This window comes from Rhodohalobacter mucosus (genome assembly GCF_003150675.1).
GTDB lineage: Bacteria > Bacteroidota > Rhodothermia > Balneolales > Balneolaceae > Rhodohalobacter > Rhodohalobacter mucosus.
Window position 1 is genome coordinate 162,611 of the sequence record NZ_QGGB01000008.1, and the last position, 21,041, is coordinate 183,651.

Sequence of the window (21,041 nt, forward strand, 5' to 3'; positions counted from 1 at the left end):
GTCCTATTCCATTTCACCGGTATACACCACCCGCCAGATGCGTCCTTTTGTGGAGTCAGAGATATAGAGAGCTCCGTCGGGCGCTACCGCCAGGCCCATGGGACGGAATTCGGCGTTTCCGGGATTGATGATCTCTTCGGCACCTACAAAACCGTCCGCGAATATTTCATAATCAGCGGTTAAATCACCGTTCTGAAAAGGAATAAATGCAACGTTGTATCCTCCCTGTGGCAGGGGCGCACGGTTCCAGGATCCGTGAAAGGCGACAAAAGCGCCTCCCCGGTACCGTTCTGGAAAATGTGTTCCGGTATAGAAGCGCAGGTCGTTGGGTGCCCAGTGACCCGGAAAAGCCGTTACAGGATCCAGGTACTCAGAACAGCGTCCCACCTCCTCACCATCGCCGCCATATTCAGGAGCGAGCACTTTTCTTTGCTGCCGGCCGTCGTAATAGCAGTATGGCCAGCCCGCGTTCGCGCCCTCATTCAGGCGTAAGATCTCTTCAGCGGGCAATTCGGCATTATCTTCGGTCGTGAAAAGTTCCGGCCAGAGTGTATTGAGCTGATCCCGGCCGTGTTGTGCAACATAAAGTGAGCCGTTTTCGGAATTCCAGTCCAGACCCACGACATTCCGGATTCCCATGGCATATCGTAACCCATCCTGCTGCTGGGTCTGGTTAAGTGAATCAGCATGGAATCGCCAGATTCCAGCCTGACGCTCCAGCTGGGGGCACGGGTCAAGCCCCGGCGAGCCGGGTGTGCGCGAACTTTCCTGGCAGGCATTCGAGGGGGCTCCAACATTCACATAAAGATAACCGCTGTCATCGAATGTAAAGGATTTGGAGTCGTGCGACTCCTGTTCCGGAAATCCGGTGGCAACAATCTCAGGATTTCCTCCCGGAACAAGTGCACCGTTTTCAGGCATCGGCCAGCGATAGACGGCCTCTGTGTTTGATGCCCATATGTATCCATTGTGTACGGCCATGCCCGTCTCCCAGAGTATTCCGCTGCCCATCGGGGTCATATCACTGAATAACTCGATGACATCGGCTTTGAAATCGCCCGTGGTATCACGCAAAGCGGCAATACCTCCCTCTTCGCTTCGTGTTTTCACGTAGATATCACCATTGGGTGCGACGGCAATGTGACGTGCGGGTCCAAGACTGTCAATCACTACGCTTGCACAAAATCCGTCCGGCAGCGTGATGCCGCCATTATCTTCATCACAAACAATTTCCGCAGCTGTTTGCATCTGGCTCTCATCGCCAGCAGGTGCACCGCAGCCCGTTATCAGCAGCGATACAAAAAAAGCCAGGAGGGGAAGCTTCAGGTAATACCTGTCGGATAGTGAGGAATGGCTGTTACCCGGATGCGGATGGTTTTTGAAGTCGGACATTCTATCTGTGATTTGGTTGTCGGAATCGATTGATAAGGCTTGCTCTGTTTTCTCCGAAGGCTTTACTGCACAACGGAATGGTTTTCTGTTACACTAAAAAACCAAAAAAGAAGGCCCGATCAAAGTATGGAAGTTATCATCTTTCTGATGATCACCATCCCGGAGAGATATGAAAGCCGACATATCCCCCTTTTTCGGGCCGCTGAAACGGTACGGCATAATAAAGTTCTGTAATGAGGTAACCCAGTATATTGACGCGTACACTTACACCGGCACTGAATACCGGAATACGCTCCGTTGAACGTGTTTCCCATTTCAATTCAGGCAGATCATTCGGGGTCCAGCTCACGCCACCGTCAAAGAATGTGGTAAGTGTGGTAGGAATGGTCCGGGTGCTGAACAGTGCAAACTCATCCGGCCCAAGCAGGGGGTACCTTAATTCCAGATTTGCCACAGCCATACTGCTTCCAAGCAGCCTGTTAAACTCAGCACAGCCATTATTCCCGTCAGGAAGCCGGGTACACTCGCCCGGTTCAAACGAAGCGAAATTATATCCGCGCATGATGCTTTCAAATCCGAGAAAATTAGGGCTTAACCTGTCATCATTGGCATCTTCTCCGTAACGCCCGATGTGAAGCCCCCTGAATGCGAGCGTAAGAGGGTTAAAAAAGACGTATCGCCTGTAATCTGTTATTGTACTGACGTAATTCAATGTTCCGCGGGTGGGAGTCACCTCCAGACGAAACCGCTGACCAGCAACCGGTCCCGTAAGGGCCGGCACGGAGCTATCCTGAACGTACGCCAATGATACATTGAATAAGTTGAGCGGTGAGGGTGTTTCCAACTCTTCTACATCACGATCGAAAGCATTTCCAACCCGGTCGAATAGTGTGGTTACCACTTCTATATCTGACCATATATGTGTAAAACCTATACTGCTTTCAAGTCGCTGCGTGGTGGAAAAGGGATAAAAGCCCAACAGTGAAATACGGTCGTTGTATATTCGCCTGTTCACCTGATTCAGTGCATTTGCAACCACCTCTGTACCATCTATGGTGGTTGTATCCTGCGTAAAAAAAGCACGGCTTGTACGGAAGGGTATATGCGACACAGATGCGCCCCATATAAACCGGTTATCCTGGTTAAGATACGCTACCTGACCGCCTATATCTTTATAGGATCCCTGCAGTCGCAATGATGTCATCAACTGATGCTGGTTCAACATGTCGCTGAATTGCATAAATAATCCGCCTGCAGCTGCCACGCCAAGCTGATTTGATACTCCGACACCCCCTCCTCCCGTGATAAACTCCAATCCCAGTTTGGGGCGGTAGTCCGTTCTTGTAATGGCAGTGTCGGGAAGCACCTCCTGCCTTCCTTCAGCCAGTAATTCTGAAACTGCCTGCTGGCCCCTGCGATTCGCAGGTGGTAATTTTCCTGCTTCAGCCACGGGTCCGGCACGGTCCACAGGCACTCCGTCTGCATCATCAACCTGAAGTGTTCGAAACAGATAGCTGGATTGGCTGAATGTGGTAAATATCATCCTTCCCGAATCACGCCCCATTGTTAATGCAGGAGAATAACTGCTGATACCGCTTACCCCGGTACTGACGTCCGTAACCTGATAATAATCTTCGTCCTGGAAATCATAACGAAAGATATTGTTGACACCCCCGCGGTCTGAAATGAAATAGAGTGAATTACCATCAGGACTGAAAATCGGATTGATATGCTTTGCACCTTGAAATGGCGGTAAAACGGTTATTTCACGTGATTCAACGTCCATGAGCGTTATGACCATCTCGCCAAAATCCAGATTTTCCAGATCCGTATCCGGTCCGCGTTCCGAAATAAAGGCAATCGTCCCGCCATCAGGCGACCATGCCGGGTGCAGGTCTGAATAGGCGTCTTCTGTTAATTGCTGAAGAGAATCCTGTTTCAGATCGTACATCCAGAGATCGCTGAACCCATCCCTGGAGCCGGAAAAAACGATTCGGTTGCCATCGGGCGACCATGCCGGGTTGGTCATTGCTTCAGCTTCATCAAAACGGAATTCCTGTGTAATATTTCCATTATCCGGGTCAATGATGATCAGTTGATTATCGCCTTTCTTAAATACGACGGTGGCAAACCGTTCCCCCTCGGGCGACCAGCTGCCGGACGACTCAATAAAGCGCAGAGCATTCAGGTGCGGGTCGGTAAGGGTATTGGTCAAACTTCGGATCACTTCCCCGGTTTCAACATCGGCCAGGTACCACTCCAGTGAAAAAAGCTTTTCATTCGAAACATATACAACATACTCTCCGTCCGGACTGATGGATGGGGCTGTTCTGAGGATGTCGTCATCATCATCGAACACCGGCTCCCCGATCTCGTCGGGCGGTGTAGCCTGCTCGACCTCTTCACCATAGGTTGAAACAAGTGCATCATGCCAGAGTCCTGACAATGAATCGGCTGAAATATTCAGTGTATCCTGCAGCGCGTTATTAACGCCTTTCTGTGCAACTGCGCTGTAGAGCGGAAAAACAATTTGATCACCCCATGTTCCGGTCATGAACGTCCATAATGCATGACCATAACGATAGGGAAAATACTCCCTGCTGTTTCTGAGGTCATTAACGCTCGGAAGGTTATCATACAGTACAGCATCTCGCATCCACATCTCTGTCTGGGTGTCTTCAGTGCCAATTGATAGATATTCTGCCATGCCTTCGATAAACCATAGCGGAATATTCGCAGTAGCTCTGATACCGCCCAGATTGCTTGCCAACCTGTATTGAAATACATGAACGAGCTCATGGCCAAGTACATGATTGGTACTGCTGTTAGATTCAGCAAGGGGCATAATCACCCTCTTTCTAAGGCCTTCAGTAACACCGCCGGTTCCAACACCTACATTGGGTACGATATCGTTCTGCTGAAAATCAGCATGATTTGCATACAGAACCAGAGGGTTATCGTCGGCAAATGTATAACCGAACACCTGTGCATGCCGACCATACCAGCGTTCGGAAAGAGTGGCAAGCTGAGTTACCGCTTTCTCACTGCGGGGATAGTAGTATATATTGAAATTAGGAGAGTGCAGTACTTCAAAGTCAAAATCTTCATATTGAACCTTGTTCCTGCCAAAATACTGAGCATTCACCAGCTCGGGTAGCAACATCAGAACAACACAAAACAAAGTTAAAAAGTTAAACTTGTTTAAAATGTTCATAGAGCACGGATTCATTAAAATTAATAATCGCAACAACTGCCCCTATTAAATAAATGGGAGACAATGACCTAACGTTCCAAATATTTGTAGATCCTGATCTTTTATTGCAGATTATTCGGGGGCTGCCAAAAGAGTGCAAACCAAAAAGAACCCCTCTCATCCTTCAGGATTTGCCTTCATGCCTGAATCATGCCGATTCAAAGAAGTGATATGAACGGTCATTGAAGATGTGGTATCTTCAGGTATGGGGGAACAGAATCAAAATAATACCGGTCACCGTACAAAGAAGAACCTTATCTATGACAGCATAACTGCATTTTTGCTGTTCATTGCCGTTATCGGGATTGCCTTTTGGGTTGTAAGGGATATGGCCGGCGGCAGCGTTACCCTGTTTCATGTATTTGTTGCCGCATCCATCACAGCTGTTGCTACAGGCTTCGGAGCACTGCCCTTTCTGTTTGTGGAATCGTTTGAGGACAAATGGCTGGGTGTTGGCAATGCCATTGCTGCAGGGCTTATGCTGGGTGCCAGTATCGGACTTGTTTTTGAGGGTTACACCCTGGAGGGGGTCAGTTATCCCATCTTAAAAATGATTTCCGGCATTGTTGCTGGAGGAGTTCTGGTCTTTTTTTCACATCGTTTTTTAAATAACCGGGATGAGGACTATTCCATTGGCAACATCCGGGGGGCTAACGCCATTAAAATGCTGATGATCGTGGGAATTATGACCGTACACTCATTTGCGGAGGGAATCGGTGTGGGTGTCTCTTTTGGGGACAGCCCTACATTCGGGGCTTTTATCTCCATCGCAATCGCCGTTCACAATATTCCGGAAGGCCTGGCAATTAGCCTAATCCTCATTCCAAGAGGTACCAGTGTCCGCAAAGCCGCCTGGTGGAGTATTTTCAGCAGTCTTCCGCAGCCTTTAATGGCTGTTCCGGCTTTTCTCTTTGTACTTACGTTTAAGGAATTTCTGCCCGTTGGCCTCGGTATCGCCGCCGGCGCAATGTTCTGGATGGTGTTTAAAGAGCTGATTCCGGAAGCCAGGGAGGAGATCAGCAACCGGTCGGTTTACCTTATTACCGTAATAACGGCGATTGCCATGATGATTTTCCAGTTTCTCATTGAATAATCAGATAATCGGAAAGAATCCGAAACCGCATTAAACCAGAGATAAAATGTCAGCCGTAAACGTCACAAAATATTCAGGCGATGTCGAAACGTATGATGAATCGAAACTAAGAAAATCCCTAAGGAGCGCCGGTGCAGCCGAAGCGGTAATTGATGAAATTGCGGCGCATATCAGAAAGATGCTCTATGAAGGCATCTCCACACAAAAAATTTATAATGAAGCCTTCAAAAAACTGCGTGATGTTTCAGCACGGTCGGCCGGCAGATATAAACTGAAGGAAGCCCTTTTCGAACTGGGACCTTCCGGCTATCCGTTCGAAAAGTTTATCGGTGAACTTCTTACTCGTCTCGGCTATGAAACGAAGGTAGGCGTGGTTGTGGAAGGGGATTGCGTTAGCCATGAAATTGATGTGATTGCAAACAAGGAAAATGATTATGTACTGGTTGAATGCAAATTTCATAACAGAAATCAAAAGTACTGCAATGTGAAAGTGCCGCTCTACATTCAGTCTCGCTTCCTGGATGTAAAAAAGAACTGGACCAGCCAGCCGAATCATAGAAATAAACATCATTACGGATGGGTAGTGACCAATACAAGGTTCACAGACGATGCCAAAACATATGGCAACTGTGTGGGCCTTCGGCTTCTGAGCTGGGATCATCCCAAAGACAACGCCATCAAAGACCTGATCGGGCGCATGAATCTGCACCCCGTCACCTGTCTCTCATCTTTGACAAATGAAGAGAAATCATCACTCCTGGATGCCGATATTATATTTTGCAAACAGATCTGTGAGAATCCCAATATCATGAATACGACATCCGTCAGTAAACGTAAGTTCAACCGGATTGCCAAAGAAGCTGAGGCCATCTGCAACAATAACCGGGGGCTGGCAAATGGATAATAATAAGACCTTGAAAATACACTTTCTAGGCGCATCAGGTACAGTCACCGGTTCTAAGTATCTGCTTGAGTTTCCCGATTGTACCGTTCTTACAGACTGCGGACTCTTCCAGGGTTTGAAGAAGCTTCGTGAACTCAACTGGCAACAGCTCCCAGTACGCGCATCGGATATCGACTATGTTCTTCTGACTCATGGTCACCTTGACCATACCGGTTTTTTACCGCGGTTGGTTAAAATGGGATTTAAGGGTGAAATATGGGGCACTGCACCGACGCTTGATATTGCAGAAATCATTCTGCGTGACTCAGCCAAAATACAGGAAGAGGATGCGGAAAGAGCCAACCGGGACGGATTCACAAAGCACAGCCCCGCCAAACCACTCTATAATACCCTTGATGTTGAAAAAACCCTGAAGCTCTTCGAATCCAAACCACTGGATGATTGGATTCGGCTTGGCAACAATATCCGCATGCGTTTCAGATATAACGGACACATTCTGGGTGCTACATTCATTGAGTTGGATGCAGATGAAAATCGGATTGTATTTTCGGGAGACGTAGGCCGAAAAGATGACTTTCTTCTCAGGGATCCAGCAAAACCCGACAGGGCAGATTTTCTATTCCTTGAATCCACTTATGGCGACCGGATTCACCCGCACAGCGATAACCTGAAAAAGCTGCGGCAGGTAATCCTTGACACCACAGAACAAAACGGAACCCTGATCATACCCAGTTTTGCCGTTGAACGTGCCCAGCTTCTGATGTACATGATCTATTTGCTCCACCTGGAGGAGTCGATTCCGCGTTCCCTGCCCGTTATACTCGATAGTCCAATGGCCATTTCTGCTCTTTCCGTGTTCAGAAAACACCCCGGCTGGCACAAATTGTCGGATGAACAGTGTATGGGTATGACGGATCGCATCATTGCGGTGCAGTCCTATTCGGAAACTCTTGAACTGATCGACAACCCTGAATCAAAAATCATAATTGCCGGCAGCGGTATGGTTGGGGGCGGACGAGTGCTAAGCTACCTGGAAAAATATATCGGAAAGGAAGAGACGACCATTCTTCTGGCCGGCTTCCAGGCTGAAGGCACACGCGGGCGGCAGCTGCTGGAGGGAGCAGACGAGATTAAATTTTTTGGCAACTACCATAACGTAAAAGCAAGAGTAGATCTGCTTGAAGGTTTATCGGCTCATGCCGACCGGAACGGGCTTCTTGACTGGATATCCGACATAGAGGCGGCTCCCTCACATCTGTTTCTGACCCACGGTGAGCCCCACGCGCTCGACTCGCTCCGGGTAAAACTAAAAGATGAATATGGATGGAATTCTGACATTCCGGAGCTTTACGACATAAAAGAGATATGAACGCATCCAAAATTGAAGCGGTTATGAACCCGCAATCCGTTATATTTTTGCACCATAATGAAACCGGTTTGATTCCGTTACATGCCTTTGCATTACCCGTACCGATTTAAGACAATTTGAACTCACCATTTATGAAGAACAAAACATTTTACACGCTATTTGCCATCCTTATCGCTGCCAGCACAGGGTTTTGGATCTACATGTTTCAGGCTCCTTCTACGCAGGAGGCTGCTGCAGCTGAACCTTATGATGGACCGATTTCCCTTACCATGTATCATGCCGAAGGCTGTAACTGCTGTGTGAAATGGGGCGAATACCTGGAGCGAAATGGAGTTGAGGTTACCAGTGAACTGGTTCCCGACCTGGGTGTTGTGAAACAGGAGAAAGGTGTGCCCGGCCGGCTGCAGTCCTGCCATACCGCTGTAGCCGACGGCTACGTAATAGAGGGGCATGTGCCCGTCGAAGACATTCGAAGACTATTGGGTGAACGCCCTGATGCCATCGGAATTTCCGTTCCCGGAATGCCCCCGAATTCACCCGGTATGGACATCCCCTCCGACCGGCCTTACCAGTCAGTACTCTTTACGGAAGACCAGATGGCCATTTACAATACCCACGAGGGGCTGATTACCGAATAAGTCTTTAGATAGTTTATGTAGTTTTGTCCTTAGTAAACAAACTACTACGATCCACTATCATGATTGTTCACAAATGAATTACACGCAGGCTATTTTTTACCTCGTTTTGCTCTGCCTTCTGTTCAATTGTGATGAGCTAATGGGGCAAAAAAATGACTCTTCACCTTCAAAAGACCGGTTTTTAGGCTGGGCTGTAAAAGATCCAATTGATATTGCCAAAGCCACAGACCGACAGGATCTTGAAGCACTTTTGGTGGCAGGTATAGGTATTGTGGGCATATCTGCCTTTGATTACCGGTCATCCGATTATTTCCGATCTACTTTCGGAAACAATGATTTTCTTGGAGTAGTAAATGAATTGGGAAATCTAAATTATGTTGCTCCGTTCTCTGCAGCTCTATTTGGAACATCGCTGCTCACGGATAATCATAAATTTCAGGACGCGGCTTTTACTTCATTACAATCTGTTCTATACACAAAAATCACTGTAACTATTGCTAAATATGCATTTGCACGTGATCGGCCTGAGCAGAATACGGATCCATACGTTTTCAATTTTTTTGAGAGGAACGCAACATCCTTTCCATCCGGTCACGCTTCAAATGCTTTCGCCCTGGTTGTACCCTGGGTTGTATATTATCCGAACGTACTTACCTACAGCATGCTTGCCCTGCCGGTTGGAACGGCTCTCGCTAGAGTATCGAAAGGCAGGCACTGGATATCCGATGTCTCCGCAGGTGCATTGATCGGCGCTTACTGGGGTTATAAGCTCTCCAGGCGACACCTTAACCTTGCCGGTGCAGGAAATTTTCATGCAGTACCCATTATTCATGAAAACGGCGGGGGTATATCTTTAACGTTTTCTTTCTGAATATCTGGTCTGAAATCAGTTTGTGATTATCATTGTATTAGACCCCTAACAGGGTTATCCCTACAATTTTGATCCGAACTCATTTGTACCTTGTTTCATATAACAGAATCGAATTAACCCATTCCCGGGGGATCAAAATCTGCGTCAATCTGCAGAATAGTCAGCGAGCCTCCGGGGAAAAAAACAAGTTTAGAACCATGAGCTACTACATATCTACAACATTTAAAGGATCTTTTGAAGACGCGATCCAAAAAGTTACGGAAGAGCTAAAGGAGGAGGGTTTCGGAGTACTGACGGAAATCGACGTGAAAGAGACGCTTAAGAAGAAGCTGGACGTTGATTTTAAAAAGTACAAAATCCTCGGAGCGTGCAATCCCAATTTTGCACACAAAGCCCTGACCATAGAAGACAAGATCGGTGCCATGCTTCCCTGCAACGTCATCGTCGAGGAGCATGAAAACGGCAGCGTGGAGGTATCAGCCGTTGATCCGGTCAGTTCCATGCAGTCGGTAGACAATGAAAAGCTGACTCCGATTGCCTCGGAAGTGCGTGATACCCTTGAAAAAGTAATCAAGCGGGTCTAAAAAGGGTTAGCCACGGAGGCACAGAGTTACTTCTTTTTCCGTGCCTCTGTGGCAATCAGACTACTCCGATCACTCCCCGGACACCTGGTTCATCAGCTCTTCGATTGCGCGTTCAAGCTGTTGGTCGCGCCCTTCGCTGATCACTTCCGGATCATTTTTTACCCTGATCATCGGTTCGGTTTGATTATTTTCCATCCACTCGCCCGACATGTTTCTTGCGCTGACCGGCACCACACCCCAGCGGGTTCCGTCCGGAAGGCCTTCCCACCCTGCAAAGCTGCACGTTCCGGGAACCGGCATACCAACCGTAAGGCCGATCTCAAGCTCGCTGTAGGCACTGGCATAGCAGTGTCCGTCGGAATACATCGCCTCATTGTAGAGTGAGAGCGTGGGCTTGGTCCACCGGGAGGTGGGCTCTCCCCCTACGTCCATATCAGCCGTTGCGTAGGTATTGAACTCCACACCGGTAAAAAACATCGCCAGATCGGCCACCAGGTCACCGCCCCCGTTGAAGCGCGTGTCCACAATTACCGCATCGCGCTCTGGGTACTTGCCCAGCATTTCCTGAATCACATAGCGGAAGGGACCGTCACCCATTCCCGGAATATGTACATATCCCAGGGTTCCGTTGCTTTTCTCATCCACTTCCTCTTCATTGATCCGGATATAGCGCTGGTAAAGCAGGCTGCGCTCCTGGCCCAGCGTGATCGGTTTCACCGTAATTTGCTGTAGATTGTCTCCATCCCCGTCGGTAACATCCAAAAGCACAAAATCGCCCGCTTTGCGGTTCAGGTAGGAGGCCACATCACGATCGGAGGTTATCTGTTCACCGTCTATTCGCTGAATTATCATACCGGAGTCCACCTCAAATGCAGCTTTGTCGAGCGGACCGCCATCCAGTACCTCGACAATGCGGATTCCATCGCCTTCGTAATCATAATCCATAAAAATACCCAGGGATGCGGTGGCGTCCGCATTGTCGATGCTGCGGTTGTACCGTGCCCCCGCATGCGAAACATTCAGCTCACCAAGCATTTCGGACAGCATTTCGGCAAACTCATAGGAGTTCCCTATGTGGGGTACATACTTGCTGTACTCTTCATAGAGCATATCCCAGTCGTTACCGTGAAATGTGGGTTCGTAGAAGATATTTTTGGTTCGTATGTAAACATGTTCAAACATCGCAAGGCGCTCAGCATCGGCGTCGTAGGTCATTTCACCGCGAATACTGACAGGAGTTGAACTCCCTCCTGTGAGGTTCAATTTGGATATGCTTCCGCGGCTTAGCAGGTAGAGATTTTCCATGTCCGGATCCCACTGTAAACTTCCGAATCCGGTGTTCAGGCGAATCAGCATTTTTGTATCCTTCGTTCTGAGGTCTGTCTCCCACAAATTGTAGTTATCCTCAAAACTGGACAGGTAATAGAGCTTGCTGCCGTCTTTTGACAGTACAGCGTCACTCAGGGAGCTGGAGTGATTCGTCAGCCGCGCCGTCCGGTCTTTCATCCCTCTGCGATCGATGACCATTTCCTCCGCATTATCCTCTTCACTTTCTTCGTCATCGCTGTCACCATTTTCATCATCTTCAGCATCGGATACCTCCTGAATCTGTTTCCAGAGTTTATAGTCCTCCTCAGACAGGTTGAACATGTCCCACGCTTCCTGCGAAAAGAACATGGCGTAAACATCCCGCTCGGTGCGTCCGCTTGTAGCATAGCTGCGCAGTCCGTCACGGTTTGTAAACCAGATCATCTGTTTGCCGTCGTTCATCCATTTCGGTGAAGAGTCGTTGTATCCGCTTTCGGTGAGATTGATGCGTTCGCTGCCGTCAGCCGCCATCAGCAGTACTTCGCTGTTGTGAAGTTTCTTCGACCAGTCGACCAGCAGCCATTTGCTGTCGGGGCTCCACCTGAAGTATTTATCACCGTCGCGCATGTGAAAGAGATCATCCGGCGTTAGCAGATCCGTTGTATCCCCCGATTCCAGATCCTGAATACGGAGCGTACGCCTGTCTGCAATGTAAGCAAGCTTCTCTCCATCTGGCGAGTAGGCCGGCAGGTAGTTATCCTCATCGTTCATAACTACAGGTTCCTCACTTAGAAGGGTACTTGCATAGAAAAAAGGTTCATCATCACGCACTTTGGTTGTCTTGAATATGCTCCAGCGTCCGTTCCGTTCTGATGCATATACGACCCCTTTACCGTCGGGTGTAAAGGTCACAAATCGTTCCTGTTCGGGTGTGTTGGTGATTCGTTTGGTCAGACTGCCGTCAACCGATGTCACAAATACTTCTCCCCGTGCCACAAAGGCAATTTCCTTTCCGTTAGGGGAAATTTCCATCTCCCGAACCCCGCCGTTAATGGTAATGTAGCTGTCGGGATTGCTTGCCGTCTGGGTGCGTATCACAACATTCACTTTCTGAGGCTCTTCTCCCTCACGCATGGTGTAAAGCTCGCCGTCATAGCCAAATGCAAGCGTTCCGTTTCCGTGGCTCAGAAACCGGACAGGATGAAGGTCAAAGTCGGTAAGCTGTTCATTTTGTGGTGCAGCGCTTATCGACATTTTGTGAACATTGAAGCTTCCGCTCTCTTCACTCAGATAGTAGAATGATTGCTCGTCCGGACTAAAAACAGGCTGCCGGTCTTCTCCCTCAAATGATGTCAGCATGGAATGTTCATCCGTTGCTGCATCATACATCCAAATATCCCGGGTTATGGATGACGTATGGTGTTTTCTCCACTCATTTTCACCGCCTTTTTTATCGTGGTAGATCATCCGGTTTCCATCTCCGTTTACCTGCACATATTCAGCTGGAACGGTGAAAATCTGGCCAATGCGTCCGCCGGACACAGGCACGCTGTAAAGCTCGGGCTGGGAACCTGTCGGGAATTGCCGGTGCTCAGCACGATCCTGTCTAACGGCGCCAAAAATGACGTTTTCATCATCAGCGCTAAAGCTGAAGGGACTCTCATCGTTCGAATGGTAGGTGAGTCGCGTTGCAGGTCCGCCATACGCTTCCATTAAAAAGATATCGAAGTTACCGTAACGGTCGGAAGCAAAAGCTATATGCCGGCCGTCGCTGCTCCATACAGGCATATAGTCATGCGCTTCATGAAACGTAAGCTGCCGGGCCACTCCACCTCTTGACGGTACCCTGTATAGGTCTCCTTTATAGGTAAAAACGATGGTATTTCCATCGGGTGAAATGGATTGGTAGCGTATCCATTGCGGGTTGTCGGTTGCATGACTGATGGAATAGGTTACAAGCGCAATCAGAATTGTGAGAAGTGTACGCATGGCAGACTCAAAACGATTTTGTTAACATTAATGAATGATCACATACAAGAATGTAAGCTGATTCGAATCTGTTTAAAAATGGAATCGGAAAAGGTTTGCACAGATTTCGGGCCGGGATTTTATCGCCGGGGTATGTTCTCAATAAGAAAAATATGCTTGCAGCCGCAACTCAGGCAGCCGCCATTGCATTGATCGGGATAGGGCAGTCTATAGCTTCCGAAATGGCTCGGATCAGCTCTTTTTCTTCGATGGTAATCTCCTTGTCGGCCATTACGGTGTGTATAACCGAACTCAGGATAAACTTTTTAACCGGGTTGGCCGTAGCCGCAAGTTCATCCAGCGCTTTGTCAAGATCGTCTAACCTGCAGTCGCTGTCATCAAGCAGTTTTAAGGAATCCGGAGCGACTTTTTTGATCGGCTCTATGCCTGCATCCCAGGCGGCGTGCTTTTTCTCTCCCGAAAGCTTTGCCAGGGCTGAGATCAGTACGGACATCTCCCTGCCCAGGGTTTTCAGGTTATGGTGCCGTATGGAGGGTGATTTATTTGCCGAGAATACATTTTCCAGTTTTCGCTCTACAATCTTGTTAATGGCAAATGCAAACAGGTTTTCCGTTTCACTTTCAAGTGCAAGTCGCCTGATGACGCTCCTGAAGCCTGAATACTGATCCCTTGTCATCCCCCGAAGCGAACCATGAGCCATATCTGCCAGCGGCAGAAACCACGATCGATCTCCGTTTTGCAGAATCGGTATCAACCGCTTCGTTTCCCGCGGTAGCCCTTTACCTGCTTCATCCTCAAACCAGGCCGGCAGCTCCGTCTGCTCACCCGACACTATGATCATGGCATAGATCAGGGCTTCTGCCGGCAGAGCTTCATGCGCTGCCGTTCGCAGCGGCTGCGGAATTTCATCCAACATGGTTTCGGCGCGCCGGATATGGTTCTGGCCAAGTGTGCCGATTGCGCCCAGTATCACCTCCGGTGTGAGTGCCGCATGACCACCGATCCCCGGTGCCGGTACCGAAGCTTCCGGTTTTTCTGTAGAGGCTCCCGCCACGTGATCTTTCGCAAACTTATCACGGATCTTCTGCTTCCGTTTTTCGTCAGCCAGATCCATGGATGGATTGATGGCCCTGATACGCTTCTCTATCGGCGGATGCGTGGAATAGAGCCGGTCGAAAAAGGAGTGGTAGCTGCTCGCAAAAAACAGGTGGCTCATCTCCATGGCATGGCCATCCCTGATTTCAGCTCCCTTCTTTTTGGACCCTATCTTGGCAAGCGCTCCGGCCAGTCCGTCCGGGTTTCTGGTGTACTGAACAGCCGCGGCATCTGCAAGATATTCGCGCTGACGTGAGATTGCCGATTGAATCATTCGTCCAAACAGCATTCCTATATATCCTACCACAACCAGTGAAAGGCCAACCAGAATAATAACCAATGCAGCATTGCCGCCTCCGTCTTTACTGCTTTTTCTGGATCTGCCGCCCCCCGAGTAGGCCATGCTGCGCATGATCACCATTCCCATCACGTGGATTAACAGTATGCCGTTGAGTACGCCGATCAGGCGAATGTTAAATTTCATGTCGCCGTTGAAAATGTGGCTGAACTCGTGAGCAATTACTCCCTGCATCTCGTCGCGGTTAAGCTGCTCAAGGGCACCTCGCGTTACCCCGATTGCAGCATCCGTGGTATGGAATCCGGCCGCAAAAGCGTTGATATTCTTCTCATCATCAAGCACAAATACATCGGGTACCGACATTCCGGAGGCGATAGACATCTCCTCCACGATATTCATGAGGCGCCTTTCGTCCGTATCTGTTGTTGATGGATCTACACGACGTCCCCCCAAAAGTTCCGCGACAGCCGACCCTCCCTTCCGAAGCTGGTTCACGCGAATCAGCGTACCGATTAAGATGGTAAACATTACGGCGATTGTTACAATCGTAAGCCAAACAGGACTCCATAAGCCATTCCCAAAACTGCCGAACTGCCAGGTGATAATAAGCAGGCTGATAACATAAATCGAAACAATGATACCGATCACTGCGAGTAGGTAGAGAAACACCAGTTTCCCCGTATTGCGTTTTGCCCGGTCCTGGGCTTCAAAAAAGTCCATCTTGGTTGTTGGTTGTCGGTAGATGGTTGCTGGTGGTGTGTTGTTCGTGGCAATGCAGATGTAAAAACGTCAACCTTATGCAGGCATCAACATACATTGAACCTCAAACCTTAACCCTTAAACTTTAAACCTTTATGGCTGAGCACGTCAATTCTCTTATGCGATCCGCCTCAATCAATGCCGATTAAAACTCCACCTTTGGAGCTTCACGCTCTTCGGCATTTTCAATAAGAAGCTGCTGTGCCGCATTGAATCCGAATGCATTTGCAAAAATCATGTTCGGGAATTTTTCACGGTAGGTGTTATAATTCATCACCGAATCGTTAAAAGCCTGACGCGCAAAAGCGATCTTGTTTTCGGTTGAGGAGAGCTCTTCAGAAAGCTGCATCATGTTCTCATTGGCCTTGAGATCGGGGTAATTCTCAGAAAGAGCAAATAGACGGCCAAGGGTACCGGTCAGAGCCTGCTCTGCACCCATCAGATCCTGAATGGCGTTCGGATCATCCGGATTTTGAGCGGCCTGTTTTTCAGCCTGCTGTGCCTGATTTCTAGCCTGAATCACGGCCTCCAGCGTTTCGCGCTCATGCTCCATATACGATTTCGCCACTTCCACAAGGTTGGGAATAAGATCGTATCGCCGCTTCAGTTGCACGTCGATCTGTGCAAAAGCGTTTTTAAACCGGTTGCGAAGAGCTACAAGTTTGTTATAGATACCTACTGACCAGGCAATCACAACAACTACCAGAACGATGAGAATAATGGTTAGAGTCATAGAATCGATCCCTTTTATTTAGTTTAAAACCGTTATGAACAATCTCTGTACTTCCTGATTCTCAGGAATATACAAGAAGAGATTGGGCGTACAAACTGCTTTTATTTTCTATATGCGAATTTTTCATCCTGTGTGTTTCAGATGATCCATCTTTAATTCTTATCAAAAAGCTGTACTTTCAACGCCTGTCACAACATCCCAGCAATCTGTTTGCGGCAGCTTTTTTATGAAAAACCCCATCAGACAACTTTTCCCGCGACCTGAAAAAGTGGCTGCCCCCAAACAAGGCGGCCTTGGCACATTCGGAGGTGTATTTACCCCTTCCATTCTTACCATTCTGGGGGTAATCATGTACCTGCGTTTCGGCTGGGTTGTTGGAAATGTGGGTTTGCTGGGAACCCTGATCATCGTTACGCTGGCCACATCCATCACCTTTTTAACGGCGCTTTCGGTCGCTTCCATTGCCACAGACCAGAGAGTAAGGATCGGTGGTGCCTACTACATGATCAGCCGGTCGCTGGGCATTGAAACAGGCGGGGCCATAGGCATCCCTCTTTACATCGCACTTGCCCTTTCAGTTGCCCTTTACACCGTTGGTTTTGCGGAAAGTATTGTAAGTGTCTTTCCGGGTCTCAATTTCAAACTGGTTGGTATGGGAACCACTGTGTTTGTGGCCGTACTGGCGATGATCTCAGCCAAAGTTGCCATTCGCGCTCAGTATTTCATCATGTTCGGCATAGCGCTCTCGCTTCTTTCACTCTTCTTTGGCGGAGCGGTGGAAGAATCAACCATTGAACTTTGGGGGGCCTCGGAGCGGAATTCAGAAAGCTTCTGGGTTGTATTTGCCGTCTTTTTCCCTGCCGTTACCGGAATCATGGCCGGCGTAAACATGTCGGGTGATCTCGAGAACCCCGCAAAATCGATACCCAAAGGCACCTTTTACGCCATCGGCACCGGTTACCTGATTTACATGATTCTGCCTGTGATTCTGGCCACAAGGGCCGATGCGCTAACACTAATTGAGGACCCTCTCGTTATGAGGAGAATGGCCTATTGGGGAGATGCCATTCTGATTGGTGTGTGGGGTGCTACGCTCTCAAGCGCCGTGGGAAGCGTTTTAGGAGCTCCGCGTGTACTTCAGGCCCTGGCACGTGACGGTGTGCTGCCCCGGTGGCTGCGCTGGCTTGGAACCGGAAGCGGTGAGGATGATTCCCCCCGCATCGGCACATTTATTACTATGATCATTGCACTGGTTGCCGTGTTTTTGGGCAATCTGAACGTCATTGCCCCGATTCTTACCATGTTTTTCCTTACGACATACGGAGTGCTTAATGCATCAGCCGGTATCGAACGACTGCTCGACAGCCCTTCATTTCGTCCTGAATTCAGGGTTCACTGGAGCTTTTCCATTCTGGGAGCCCTGGGCTGCCTGGCCGTTATGTTTCTGATCAATGCCGTTGCAACGACGCTGGCCTTTATCTTTGTGATTGCCATCTTCCTGTGGCTGCAGCGCCGGGAGATGAAAACCGCCTGGGGCGATGTCGGCAAAGGGCTTTGGATGGCACTTATCCGGACAGGGCTTCTGCGCATCAGCCACGAGTCGGAAGCCAAAACCTGGCGTCCGAACCCCCTGGTACTCTCCGGCGCCCCCACCAAACGGTGGCATTTGATCGATTTTGCCAACTCTATCACCCACAACCGCGGTATTCTTACCATTGCAACCGTTCTTACAGGCAGTAACATCCCTACGCAGCGACGGGAAAAAATGCAGGAAAATATCCGCGACTTTCTCTCCAAACGCGGAATTCAGGGGCTCGTTCGCGTTACCAATGCCGATAACGCATTCAGCGGGGCGGGGGAGCTGGTGCAGTCGTACGGACTGGGACCGCTTGTTCCCAACACGATTATTCTGGGCGACAGTGAAAATCCGGATATCCGGTCCGACTACTGCAAGATGGTGGCAGGCTTCAACCGAATGGGCCGTAACGTTCTCATTCTTCACGACAATGATGAGGGCATGGTTTTCAGGGAGAGGAAGCGCATCGACCTGTGGTGGGGCGGACTCAAAGGCAACGGCGGACTGATGATGATTGTCGCCTACCTGCTGCAGAGCAGCCGAAGCTGGTGGGGATCGGAGGTAACCATTAAAATGATGGTGTCTGACGAGCAGGCTGCGGAGGACGCTCGTGCTAACCTCAATGCGATGATCAAACGTCTGCGTACCGGTGCAAAGGCAGAAATTATCGTTTCCGGCAGCCGTACATTCAATGAGGTGCTGCATGAATCATCTGCGGGGGCCGACCTGATCATGATGGGCATGGCTGAGCCGGACGAAAACTTTGACGCCTATTATGAATCCATCCAGAAACGGCTGAGCGGACTGCCCACCACCCTGATGGTACTGGCCGGGGAAGAGATCTCCTATGGCGACGTACTGCTGCAGCAAGATGCGTATGAGGAGTGAAGCAGTTTCTGACATGTCAGGATGAATGAAAATTCCCGGAGATTTGTAGTTTTAGTATACATTAAAAAAATTACAGACATGCCACACACACTCACCATCACAGACATTCAGGACGTAACCCACGATGTACGACGGTATCGCTTTGAGAAACCTGAAGGCTACTCATTCACGCCCGGACAGGCTACGGAGGTGGCCATCGACAAAGACGGCTGGCGGGATGAAAAGCGGCCCTTCACATTTACCTCGCTCAACTCGGATCCATATCTCGAATTTGTGATCAAATCCTATCCGGATCACAATGGCGTTACCGAACAGATTGGCAGACTGGAAACAGGGGATGCATTGATTATCGACGATCCCTGGGGAACCATTGAATACAAGGGCGAAGGAGTTTTCATCGCAGGCGGAGCCGGTGTCACGCCGTTTATAGCCATCTTCAGGGATTTGGATAAAAAAGGGAAACTGGGTGAAAACAGACTCATTTTCTCCAATAAGACAGATCAGGACGTGATCCTTGAAAAAGAGTTTGAGGATATGCTGGGTGATCATTTTATCAGCGTAATTACCGATGAGCCAACCGACGATCACCTGTTTCTTGATGGATTTATCGACAAGCCGTTTCTGGATGACAAGATTGATGATTTCAGCCAGCCCTTTTACGTGTGCGGTCCCCAGCCGTTTAATAAAGCTATGATGGGCTACCTGAAAGAGCTGGGCGCTGATCCGGATGCACTGGTATTTGAGGAGTAGTTCGTACCTAACATGGTATGTCTGTTCAACACAGACCAACGTTCCCATCCCTCACGTCGATTAGAGCAATCACCTTTTGCGGATTCCATCAGACATACCATGTTTTTGCTTATGCATATTCTTTCGGCATGAAACCGCTTCCCGGATTCTTTTCTGCTTTTAGTTACTTACATTTCCGTGATCCCTATTAATAAAATTACGGACTTCACCCCAGGTATGACGCAGGTAAACGACACCCTCTCCTATCCCAAAGAAAATATCAGAATTCTGCTTCTGGAAGGCATCCATCCCTCCGCCGTCAGAAACCTCAATAAAAACGGTTTTACAAATGTTGAACGGCACGACGTAGCCTGGAGCGAAAAAGAACTGCTCGAAAAAATAGGTGATGTCCATGTAATTGGCATACGCTCCAAAACGCAGATCACCGAAGAAGTAATACAGAAAGCCGGCAAGCTCAAAGCCATCGGCTGTTTCTGCATTGGCACCAATCAAGTGGATCTGACGGCGGCCATGCGGGCGGGAATCACGGTTTTCAACTCTCCCTATTCCAACACGCGATCCGTAGCGGAGCTTGTAATTGCCGAGTCGATCATGCTGCTTCGAAAAATACCGCTGCGTGACAAAAAGGCTCATGAGGGTGTCTGGCTAAAAGATGCAAAGGAAAGCTACGAGATCCGGGGAAAGCGTATCGGCATTATCGGGTATGGCCATATTGGCTCACAGGTGTCTGTACTTGCCGAAAGCATGGGACTGAAAGTATCCTACTACGATATTTTACCAAAACTGCCCATGGGAAATGCTCGAAGAGTGGAATCCATGGATGACCTGTTTGAAACCTGCGACATTATTACGTTGCACGTCCCCGCCACACCCGACACCTATATGATGATAGGTACAGATCAGCTTTCAAAAATGAAAAAGGGGAGCATACTGCTGAATCTTTCGAGAGGATCCGTGGTGGACATCCATTCCCTTAAAGAATCCATTGAATCCGGCCATATTTCGGGAGCGGCAATTGATGTCTACCCCAAAGAACCCGAGTCCAAAAATGAACGCTTTCATTCAGAGCTTCAGAATCTGCCCAACGTCATTCTCACACCACATATCGGGGGCTCCACCCTCGAAGCCCAGTTCAATATCGGCGTGGATGTTTCCACTAAAATTATCAACCTGATAGATAACGGCACCACCGTAGGATCACACTCTGTACCTGAACTGAACCTGCCCACACAAAAAAATGCGCACCGGATTCTCCATATTCATGAAAACAAGCCGGGTGTGCTCTCCGAAATAAACCGAATCCTTTCGGACATGAACATCAACATCCTTGGGCAGTACCTTAAAACCAATGAGGAGATTGGCTACGTAGTGCTGGATATTGATAAACAGTACGACGAAGCGCTGATTGAAAAACTCAGCGGCGTTAAATACACCATCCGCTCAAGGATATTGTACTGAGAACCCGTGTCTTACTGAGTTTGCAATTCGAATACACACCCCAATGAGTAAATCTGCAAACCTGTGCAGAAAGTTTATGCCCC

14 protein-coding genes are annotated in these 21,041 nt (G+C 48.9%); 9 read left to right on the forward strand and 5 right to left on the reverse strand.

The features are described from left to right. Positions 1-3: 3 nt before the first annotated feature. Together DDZ15_RS11850 and DDZ15_RS11855 are read right to left on the reverse strand one after the other, a co-directional pair. Positions 4-1,392, reverse strand: a complete 1,389-nt coding sequence (locus DDZ15_RS11850; protein ID WP_199222958.1) for a PQQ-dependent sugar dehydrogenase — start codon at positions 1,390-1,392, stop codon at positions 4-6. Between the two features lie 151 nt (positions 1,393-1,543). Then, positions 1,544-4,606 carry a BamA/TamA family outer membrane protein gene (locus tag DDZ15_RS11855; RefSeq protein WP_158278702.1) on the reverse strand — a complete coding sequence of 1,021 codons (3,063 nt, stop codon included), beginning with the start codon at positions 4,604-4,606 and terminating at the stop codon, positions 1,544-1,546. 367 nt (positions 4,607-4,973) lie between these two features. Here DDZ15_RS11855 and DDZ15_RS11860 point away from each other — a divergent pair, with 367 nt between their 5' ends. From DDZ15_RS11860 to DDZ15_RS11885, 6 genes are all read left to right on the forward strand, one after another. Continuing rightward, positions 4,974-5,738, forward strand: coding sequence for a ZIP family metal transporter (locus tag DDZ15_RS11860; protein WP_109647505.1), 765 nt, complete (start codon positions 4,974-4,976; stop codon positions 5,736-5,738). A 46-nt stretch (positions 5,739-5,784) separates the two neighbouring features. Beyond that, positions 5,785-6,642 carry a restriction endonuclease gene (locus DDZ15_RS11865; RefSeq protein WP_109647317.1) on the forward strand — a complete coding sequence of 286 codons (858 nt, stop codon included), beginning with the start codon at positions 5,785-5,787 and terminating at the stop codon, positions 6,640-6,642. Then, a complete protein-coding gene (locus DDZ15_RS11870; RefSeq protein WP_109647318.1) occupies positions 6,635-8,011 on the forward strand; it encodes an MBL fold metallo-hydrolase RNA specificity domain-containing protein in 1,377 nt (458 codons plus the stop codon). Before DDZ15_RS11865 ends, DDZ15_RS11870 begins: the two co-directional genes overlap by 8 nt. A gap of 131 nt (positions 8,012-8,142) precedes the next feature. Next, complete coding sequence (locus DDZ15_RS16845; protein WP_242979012.1) at positions 8,143-8,649, forward strand: DUF411 domain-containing protein; 507 nt, start codon at positions 8,143-8,145, stop codon at positions 8,647-8,649. 139 nt (positions 8,650-8,788) lie between these two features. Further along, a complete protein-coding gene (locus DDZ15_RS11880; RefSeq protein WP_158278703.1) occupies positions 8,789-9,520 on the forward strand; it encodes a phosphatase PAP2 family protein in 732 nt (243 codons plus the stop codon). Positions 9,521-9,717: 197 nt separating this feature from the next. Further along, the gene (locus tag DDZ15_RS11885) at positions 9,718-10,104 is read left to right on the forward strand and encodes a DUF302 domain-containing protein (RefSeq protein ID WP_109647320.1); all 387 of its coding nucleotides are present in this window, start codon (positions 9,718-9,720) and stop codon (positions 10,102-10,104) included. 69 nt (positions 10,105-10,173) lie between these two features. Here the strand turns inward: DDZ15_RS11885 and DDZ15_RS11890 are convergent, their stop codons facing one another. The 3 genes from DDZ15_RS11890 to DDZ15_RS11900 all read right to left on the reverse strand — a co-directional run bounded on the left by DDZ15_RS11890 (position 10,174) and on the right by DDZ15_RS11900 (position 16,286). Further along, a complete protein-coding gene (locus DDZ15_RS11890; RefSeq protein ID WP_109647321.1) occupies positions 10,174-13,401 on the reverse strand; it encodes a S41 family peptidase in 3,228 nt (1,075 codons plus the stop codon). Between the two features lie 169 nt (positions 13,402-13,570). Beyond that, a complete protein-coding gene (locus DDZ15_RS11895; protein WP_109647322.1) occupies positions 13,571-15,514 on the reverse strand; it encodes a M48 family metallopeptidase in 1,944 nt (647 codons plus the stop codon). Positions 15,515-15,698: 184 nt separating this feature from the next. Next, on the reverse strand, positions 15,699-16,286 hold the full coding sequence (locus tag DDZ15_RS11900) for a LemA family protein (RefSeq protein WP_109647323.1): 588 nt from the start codon (positions 16,284-16,286) through the stop codon (positions 15,699-15,701). A 226-nt stretch (positions 16,287-16,512) separates the two neighbouring features. Between DDZ15_RS11900 and DDZ15_RS11905 the strand changes: the two genes are divergently transcribed. The 3 genes from DDZ15_RS11905 to serA all read left to right on the forward strand — a co-directional run bounded on the left by DDZ15_RS11905 (position 16,513) and on the right by serA (position 20,958). Continuing rightward, the gene (locus tag DDZ15_RS11905; protein ID WP_109647324.1) at positions 16,513-18,750 is read left to right on the forward strand and encodes an APC family permease; all 2,238 of its coding nucleotides are present in this window, start codon (positions 16,513-16,515) and stop codon (positions 18,748-18,750) included. Positions 18,751-18,828: 78 nt separating this feature from the next. Continuing rightward, complete coding sequence (locus DDZ15_RS11910) at positions 18,829-19,500, forward strand: FAD-binding oxidoreductase (protein ID WP_109647506.1); 672 nt, start codon at positions 18,829-18,831, stop codon at positions 19,498-19,500. 216 nt (positions 19,501-19,716) lie between these two features. Further along, entirely contained in the window at positions 19,717-20,958 is a 1,242-nt protein-coding gene (gene serA, locus DDZ15_RS11915) for a phosphoglycerate dehydrogenase (RefSeq protein ID WP_109647325.1), read from the forward strand. The last annotated feature ends 83 nt before the right edge of the window (positions 20,959-21,041 follow it).